At 64.2% G+C, this 7,967-nt stretch carries 8 protein-coding genes; 6 read left to right on the top strand and 2 right to left on the bottom strand.

Annotated elements, in window-relative coordinates; genetic code table 11:
- The first annotated feature begins 1 nt into the window (after position 1).
- From ABIE56_RS20110 to ABIE56_RS20135, 6 genes are read left to right on the top strand one after another with little or no spacing between them, the layout of a single operon-like run.
- A complete protein-coding gene (locus ABIE56_RS20110; protein WP_429245583.1) occupies positions 2-1,216 on the top strand; it encodes an ABC transporter permease in 1,215 nt (404 codons plus the stop codon).
- 60 nt (positions 1,217-1,276) lie between these two features.
- Complete coding sequence (locus ABIE56_RS20115; protein WP_429245584.1) at positions 1,277-2,611, top strand: sigma-54-dependent transcriptional regulator; 1,335 nt, start codon at positions 1,277-1,279, stop codon at positions 2,609-2,611.
- Between the two features lie 40 nt (positions 2,612-2,651).
- Positions 2,652-4,016: a sensor histidine kinase gene (locus ABIE56_RS20120; RefSeq protein ID WP_429245585.1), complete on the top strand. Its 1,365-nt coding sequence runs from the start codon at positions 2,652-2,654 to the stop codon at positions 4,014-4,016.
- Between the two features lie 51 nt (positions 4,017-4,067).
- Positions 4,068-5,033: an SPFH domain-containing protein gene (locus tag ABIE56_RS20125; RefSeq protein WP_429245586.1), complete on the top strand. Its 966-nt coding sequence runs from the start codon at positions 4,068-4,070 to the stop codon at positions 5,031-5,033.
- A 20-nt stretch (positions 5,034-5,053) separates the two neighbouring features.
- Positions 5,054-5,491, top strand: coding sequence for an NfeD family protein (locus tag ABIE56_RS20130; RefSeq protein WP_429245587.1), 438 nt, complete (start codon positions 5,054-5,056; stop codon positions 5,489-5,491).
- Entirely contained in the window at positions 5,484-6,767 is a 1,284-nt protein-coding gene (locus ABIE56_RS20135; RefSeq protein WP_429245588.1) for a threonine/serine ThrE exporter family protein, read from the top strand. Before ABIE56_RS20130 ends, ABIE56_RS20135 begins: the two co-directional genes overlap by 8 nt.
- 5 nt (positions 6,768-6,772) lie before the next feature.
- Here ABIE56_RS20135 and ABIE56_RS20140 read toward each other — a convergent pair whose 3' ends face one another.
- Together ABIE56_RS20140 and ABIE56_RS20145 are read right to left on the bottom strand one after the other, a co-directional pair.
- Positions 6,773-7,153, bottom strand: a complete 381-nt coding sequence (locus ABIE56_RS20140; protein WP_429245589.1) for a tautomerase family protein — start codon at positions 7,151-7,153, stop codon at positions 6,773-6,775.
- 91 nt (positions 7,154-7,244) lie between these two features.
- Positions 7,245-7,568, bottom strand: a complete 324-nt coding sequence (locus ABIE56_RS20145) for an H-NS family nucleoid-associated regulatory protein (RefSeq protein WP_429245590.1) — start codon at positions 7,566-7,568, stop codon at positions 7,245-7,247.
- Positions 7,569-7,967: the final 399 nt, after the last annotated feature.

Consider the following 7,967-nt stretch of genomic DNA (forward strand, 5'->3'; position numbering starts at 1 on the left):
CATGCGCCTCGATATCGCTCCCATCCTCGCGGCACTCAGCCGTCACCGCATCACCGCCACGCTGCTCGTACTGCAGATCGGCCTTACCTGCGCCATCGTGTGCAACGCCTTGTTCGTCGTCAACGACCGCTTGCGCTGGATGGATACGCCCAGCGGAGTGGAGGAGGATCGGCTCGCCAATATCGATATTTCCTCGCCCGGGAAGAACGTTGATATCCACGCGCGCACGGATGCCGATCTCGCGGTGCTCCGCGCCGTACCCGGCGTTGAGGCAGCAGAAGCGTTGAACTCGGTTCCGTTCGGTACGCGTTCGTGGAGCACGAACGTGAGGTATTCGGCGGACGAGAAGCAGCCGCGTGCAAGCGTCGCCGAGTATTACGGTAAAGACGTCGGACCCTTGTTCGGCGCGCAGCTGCTCGAGGGGCGCTGGATTCGCGACGACGAGTACCAGTGGATCGACGACGTTGAACACAAGAAGGTCGAGGCCGCGCACGTCATCGTTGTGACCCAGGCCGTGGCCCGCCGGCTCTTTCCTGGCAAGGACGCCCTGGGTCAGACGCTGTACCTGCACGGCGCCGACTTCCGCATCATCGGCGTGATCCGCGAACTGGCGCGAGCCTCTGGCATGCGCGATAACATCGGCGAGGTTATCCTGACGCCGTGGCGCATGCTGCCCACGTACGGAGCGGGCTATGTCATCCGTACCGCGCCAGGCAAAGCAGGGGCGGTGCTCGAAGCGGCGGCGGCTGCGCTAAAGAAGCAGGATCCGCGCCGGGTCATTACGGAGAAGATTACCTTCCGTGAGATCCGTGAGCTCTTCTTTGCCAGCGATCGTGCCCTCGCCGCCATGCTGGTGGGTGCCTGCGTGGTGCTGCTCGCCGTTACCGCATTGGGCATCGTGGGCCTGGCAAGTTTCTGGGTGGGCCAGCGGCGCCGCCAGATCGGGGTTCGCCGCGCGCTGGGTGCGACCCGTGGCGATGTCCTTCGCTATTTTCAGGTAGAGAACTTCCTGCTGGCCAGCATGGGTATCGGGCTGGGCATCGTGCTGGCCTACGCCATTAATCTCGTGTTGATGGTTCATTACGAAATCCCGAGGTTGCCGTTGGGGTACCTGCCCGCGAGCGCCCTGGCACTGTGGCTCCTAGGCCAGCTCGCCGTACTCGCCCCGGCCCTGCGTGCGGCGTCGGTTCCCCCCGTGGAGGCGACCCGTGGCTAGAATGGGCATTGCAACCTTTTCCGGGGGAGCTGCATCCATGACGGCATGGCAAGGGACAAGATGCGCTGCGTACTGATCATTGACGACAACCCCGCGGTCGGCGAGGCGCTCTCGCTCGCCCTGAGCCTGCGGGATATCCGGCCCCTCGTGGCCCTTACCCCCGAAGAGGGCCTGGCCACCCTGGCGCGCGAGCGGGTCGATGTGGTGATCCAGGACATGAACTTCACCGCGGATACCACCTCGGGCGAAGAGGGGGCCGAGCTGTTCAAGGCCATTCGCGCCCGCCACACCGATCTGCCGGTGATCCTGCTGACCGCATGGACCCACCTGGAGGCGGCCGTGGAACTGGTGAAGGCCGGGGCAGCGGATTATCTCGCCAAGCCGTGGGATGACACCAAGCTGCTCGCCACGGTGGAAAACCTCCTGGAACTCTCCGAGACCACCCGCGAAGTGACCCGTGCGCGCAACGAGCGCAGGCGCCGCCGCGAGGCCCTTGAGAGCAAATACGACCTGGATGGCCTGGTCTTCGCTTCGGAGGCCATGAGCCGCACGGTGGAGCTGGCCTGCCAGGTGGCGCGTTCCGACGTGCCCGTGCTTATCACCGGCCCCAACGGCGCAGGCAAGGAGCGCATCGCAGCCATCGTCCATGCGAATTCGCCGGTACGCCGCGGTCCCTTCATTGCGGTGAACTGTGGCGCGCTGCCGGGTGAGCTGATCGAAGCGGAACTTTTCGGCGCGGATGCCGGTGCATACACCGGGGCCAACAAGGCCCGCGAGGGCCGTTTCGAACTGGCCGATGGCGGCACGCTCTTCCTCGATGAAATCGGCAACCTGCCGCTCCCGGGGCAGATGAAGCTGCTGCGCGTGCTGGAAACCGGGCAGTTCGAGCGCCTGGGCTCCGGCCGCACGCGCCAGGTGAAGGTACGCGTGGTCAGCGCCACCAATGCCGATCTGAAGGCGATGATCGCCGCGGGAACGTTCCGCGAAGATCTTTACTACCGGCTCAACGTCATCGACGTGAACCTGCCGCCGCTTTCCGAACGTACCGACGATATTCTGCCGTTGGCCGAGTTCTTCCTGGAAGGCAAGGCCGAGCTAAGCGAGGACTCGCGCGAGGCGCTGCTCGCCCATGCCTGGCCTGGCAATGTGCGCGAGCTGAAGAACGCCATGGCACGAGCGGCACTGCTTGCCGCGGGCAGCCGTATCGAGCCCTCGCACCTGAACCTGCCCATGCCCACCGCCGCCACCAACCGTAACCTCGATGAACCGAGTCGCGAATCGGTGGAAGCGGCGCTGGCCACCGCCGGCGGCGTGGTCAGCCGTGCCGCCAGCAGCCTGGGCTTGTCGCGCCAGGCGCTGTACCGGCGGATGGAGCGGTACGGGTTGGCGGTCTGATACGTTCACACCCATGAGGCGCTTCTCGCTCGAAGGTCGAATGGCCATCGTCGTCGGTATATCGGCGATCATCGGCGCGCTCGTGTTCGCCGGCGTGGCCATCTGGCCGTTCCCGCAGGCAGTGGCCTGGCTGGATGAGCTAGCGAAGAACCCCGGCCACGCTGTCGTCCCCGGGCCGTCCGAGCCAGTCGATACGCGCACTGCCCTTATCATCTGCCTGCTGCTGCTCGTGCCACTGTCGGCATGGATGGCCCACGTTCTCGTGGAGCCCATTCGCCGGCTCATGCGCGCATTGGAGAGCGCGGTGGCCAGCTACCGCGATGGCGACTACAGCATGTCCATCGGCACGGACCGCATGGATGAGCTGGGCGACCTGATCCGCATGCACAACCAGCTCGGTACCATCCTGCGTGAGCAGCGCCAGAACCTGGCCCAGCGTGAACTGCTGCTCGATACGGTGGTGCAGAACACGCCGGTGGCACTGGTGCTTACCGATGGCTCGGGCAAGGTGACCTACGCGAACATCGCCGCTCGCCACCTGTTCAACGAAGGCCGTACCCTGGCCGGGCTGGATTTCGCGACCGTGCTCGATGCCATGCCTGAAAACCTCCGCGCGGCGGCCGCCGCTGGCGAGGATGCCTTGTTTACCGTGGAGATGGAGGGCAGCGAAGAGACCTTCCACCTCTCCCAACGCGGGTTCCGCCTGCAGGGGCGGCCGCACCGGTTGCAGTTGTACCGGCGCATGACCCGCGAGCTATCGCGCCAGGAAGTGCACACATGGAAGCGTGTTATCCGGGTGATCAGCCACGAGCTCAACAACTCGCTGGCGCCCATTTCCTCGCTTTCCCACTCCGGCGCCGAGCTGGCCCGGCGCGGTGACCTGGCCCGCCTGCCCGGTGTCTTTGCCTCTATCGGCGATCGTGCAAAGCATCTGCACGGGTTTATCTCCGGCTACGCCAGTTTCGCCAAGCTCCCGACGCCGCAGGCCCGGGAGATCGCCTGGGAGCCGTTCCTGGAAGCCCTGGGCCTGCATGCGCGGTTCCAGCTCAGCGCACCGCCGCCCAAGCAACCGGGCTGGTTTGATCCCACCCAGATCGAACAGGTGCTGATCAACCTGATCAAGAACGCCCACGAGGCAGGCGGGGACGAGAACGAGGTCTCCGTGGGTGTTCATGTCGTGGGCCGGGATTGCCTGATTGATGTTTCCGACCGTGGCCCCGGTATGAGTGAAACCGTGCTGGCCCAGGCATTGCTACCGTTCTACTCCACCAAACGGTCGGGTACGGGGCTTGGGCTGGCGCTGGCACGCGAAATTTCGGAAGCCCATGGCGGCCGCATCGCGCTGGCAAACCGCGATGGCGGCGGCCTCCGCGTGACCCTGGTACTCCCTGCCGGCCCGCACTGATTCGCTTCGCCTATACTCCGGGGCAATCAACGCCGAAGGGAGTAGGGCACCATGGGAAGCATCGTCGCACTGGTCGTGATCGTGGTCGCGGTCATCGTCCTCGCCAAGCTCATCCGCATCGTGCCGCAGGGTTACGAATGGACCGTGGAAATGTTCGGCAAATACACCGGCACGCTCACGCCTGGCCTGCATTTCCTCATTCCGTTCGTCTACAACATCGGCCGCAAGATGAACATGATGGAACAGGTGCTCGATGTCCCGTCCCAGGATGTCATCACCAAGGACAATGCCGTGGTCCGCGTGGATGGTGTGGTGTTCTACCAGGTGCTGGATGCGGCGAAGGCCGCGTACGAGGTGGCGAACCTTGAGGCCGCCGCGCTGGCGCTGATCATGACCAACATCCGTACCGTGCTGGGCTCCATGGACCTGGACGAAAGCCTGAGCCAGCGTGATGCCATCAATGCCAAGCTGCTCACGGTGATCGATGAAGCCACCCATCCGTGGGGCGTCAAGGTCACCCGTATCGAAATCAAGGATATTTCGCCGCCGCGCGACCTGGTCGATGCCATGGCACGGCAGATGAAAGCCGAGCGCGAGAAACGCGCCAACATCCTCGATGCCGAAGGCTTCCGCCAGGCGGCGATCCTCAAGGCCGATGGTGAAAAGCAGTCGGCCATCCTGGAGGCCGAAGGCAAGAAGGAAGCCGCGTTCCGCGAGGCGGAAGCCCGCGAGCGCCTGGCCGAGGCCGAAGCCAAGGCCACGACGATGGTCTCGCAGGCCATCGCCGGCGGCGATGTCAACGCGCTGAATTACTTCATCGCCACCAAGTATGTGGACTCACTGGTGGAGATGGCCAAGAGCCCAAACCAGAAGACCTTGCTGCTGCCCATGGAGTCGGTCGGCATCCTTGGCTCGCTGGCCGGTATCGCTGAGCTGGCGAAAGATTCGCTCACCAGCCAGCGTACACAGGTGCAACCGGCACCGCAGCCGCCGCGCACGCCGCCGCTGGCGCGCTGATCACCATGGGGGAGGTCGCCATGCATTACGTCTGGTGGATCGTGGCACTGCTGCTTATCGGCGGCGAAGTGATCATGCCGGGTTACTTCATGCTGTGGATCGGCATCGCCGCCGCGGCCATGGGTATCGTGCTGTTCGCGGCGCCCGACATCGGGCCGCTCGTGCAGGCCGTGTTGTTCGCGGTATTCACCTTTGTGTCGTGCTTTGCCTACTGGAAATTCGTGCGGCCGCGGCTCGCGCGCGTGCCCTCGGGTAACGAGCGCCTCAACCGTCGCGGTGAGCAGCTCATCGGCCAGCGCTTTACCCTGTGCGATGCCATCATCAATGGCCGTGGCAAGGCACGCGTCGGCGACGGCATGTGGCTGGTAAACGGGCCCGATCTGCCCGTGGGCGCCACTGTGGAGGTGACCGGTATCGATGGCACCACCTTGCGCGTGAAGGCGGTGGACGTTGGCTGAGGTTGTACCGCTGACGGTGCCGGTGAGCTTCGCCACCACGGCGATCAACACCCGCATCGCCTTCCTGACCGAGCTGGCGCGCCGGCTGCACCAGTACGGCACCACGGCACCACGCCTGGAAACCGCCATCGCCAAGTCAGCGCAGCGCGTGGGCTTGTCGGCTGAAGTGTGGTCCAGCCCGACGGCGATCATTGTTTCATTCGCCGACCTGGGCCAGGGCGAGGAGAGCGTGGCCCAGGTTACCCAGGTGATGCGCTTGCCGCCGGGCGATGTGAACCTCGCCCGCCTGGTCGAGGCCGATCGCATCGCCGATGCGGTGATCGATGGGCAGATGGACCTGCGCGAGGGCTTCCACCTGCTGCGCAAGCTGGGCGCACCGGAGACGTTCCGGGCCGAACTTGGTGTCATCGCCAGCTATGGCCTGTGCGCTGCCAGCGTCGTCGCCCTGCTGCTGCATAGTGCGTGGCCCGATCTGGTTACCGCCGGCATCATCGGTGTGATCATCGGCTGCATTACCGTGGCCTCCGGCAGCCGTCCGCGGCTTGCGGCGGCCAGCGAGGCGATCAGCGCCATGGTGGCCACGATCATCGCCACGGTGGTCGCGGCCTACATCGTGCCGCTCGCGCTCAAGTCGGTCATCCTCGGCAGCCTTATCGTGTTGCTGCCGGGCATGGCGCTCACCACCGCCGTCCGTGAGATTTCCAGCCAGCACCTGGTGGCTGGCGTCGCGCGCATGGGTGGGGCAGTGGCGACCTTGCTCAAGCTGACCTTCGGGACGGTGGCGGCCACGCAGTTGTGCGGGGCACTGGGCATCGTTGCCCACGATTACGCGCTACCACCGCTGCCGTCATGGGCCGACTGGCCCTCGCTCGTGCTGGGCGCGTTCTCCTTCGCCATCCTGTTCCGGGCGGCGCGGCGCGACTGGCTGGTCGTGATGGGCTCGGTCGTATTGGGCTATCTCGCCACGCGGTGGGGCGGCCAGGTCTCCGGCTCGATTCCCGGCGCGCCGTTCGGCGTGTTCATCGGTGGCGTGTTGCTCGGCTCGTTGAGCAACGTGTACGCCCGGTACGCTCAGCAGCCGGGTGCTGTCGTGCGTGAACCCGGCATCATCCTGCTGGTGCCGGGCTCGGTCAGCTTCCGTAGTGTTTCCTACCTGCTGGACCGCGATACCTCGCTAGGCATGGACACGGGCTTGCTGGGCGTCACGCTACTGGTATCGCTGGTTGCAGGCCTTCTATTCGGCGACCTGATCGTGGCCCCCCGCCGCTCCCTCTGAAGCGCCTAAGGGGCGTACTGCGCCTCCCCATTTCCGAACGACCAGTTTTCCTTCTTCACCTCGACAAGGTTAATGAACACATCACCGGGCTTCACCCCGGGTGACTTGCCGAGGTTCTCGGTGATGGCCTTGTACAGCTGCTTTTTCTGATCGAGCGTGCGGGTGTCGTTGAACGTGATCTGGATGAACACCACGTCGTCGGTGCGCTGGATGCCCAGGTACTGGGGGTCGTATACGAGGCCTTCGGGCCCGTGTTCGGCGATGACCTGGAAGCGGTCATCGCTGGGCGCGCCAATCGCGACAAGCGCGTCGTGCACGGCGTGACCCAGTGCGGTGCGATAGGCGGCATCCTTGCCACGGCGTACATCGATACGGACGAGGGGCATGGCGGTATCCGGTGGGTTGGGATACAGGCGATGATACGCCACACATAAGGCCCCGCATGGCGGGGCCTTATGTGTGAACTGGCGGCGTTATTCAGGCCAGCATGTCTTTTTCTTTGGTGCCGGCTTTCAGTGCATCGTTAAACCAACGCGGGCGCTTGCCGCGGCCGGACCAGGTTTGTTCCGCATCGGCGGGATTGCGATATTTGGCAGCAACGGCGACGCCGGCGCGCTTGGATTTGGGCGCGGCCTTTCCGAACACGTCATCGAAGGTGAGGCCTTCTTCCTTGATCAGCGCGAAGATCTTTTCGCGCAACCGGGTGACTTTTTCCTTCTGCAGCTCGCTCTGGCGTGATTGCGCCTTGGCAATCAGGTCCGCAAGCTGGGTCTGGCTAAGGTTTTTGATATCGACGGCCATGGCATCCTCCCGAGTGGTGGTATCGACGGGCCATTAGGTAATGGCCATTGCCCGGCATTGTGGCGCAATGAAATGGATTATGGGAGCTATTTGATTATCTTTTCTCTAATATCAGAAAAACCCTACAGAGCCACGGGGTAATCCCCGTCATTAATAGTGAGTATTTTCCCAAAGCCGGGTGAGAATGACGCCTTCGTGAACTGTATTGAGGCACTCTCGAGATGGCTCGCCTTCGGCTTCGCGGGGCTCGGCTTCGCCATCGCTTTGTACACTTGGGCGTTGAGGCAGCGAGCCTTCGGCGCCCTGTCGTGGTCAAGTCTTTCTAGACACCCGATAGGGTGGTTTATCGCGCCGCCTGTAGCTCGTGGATGGCTGGCGGGACCTGTCCGTTGGTCGCGT

The organism is Luteibacter sp. 621, from assembly GCF_050435445.1.
Taxonomy (GTDB): Bacteria; Pseudomonadota; Gammaproteobacteria; order Xanthomonadales; family Rhodanobacteraceae; genus Luteibacter.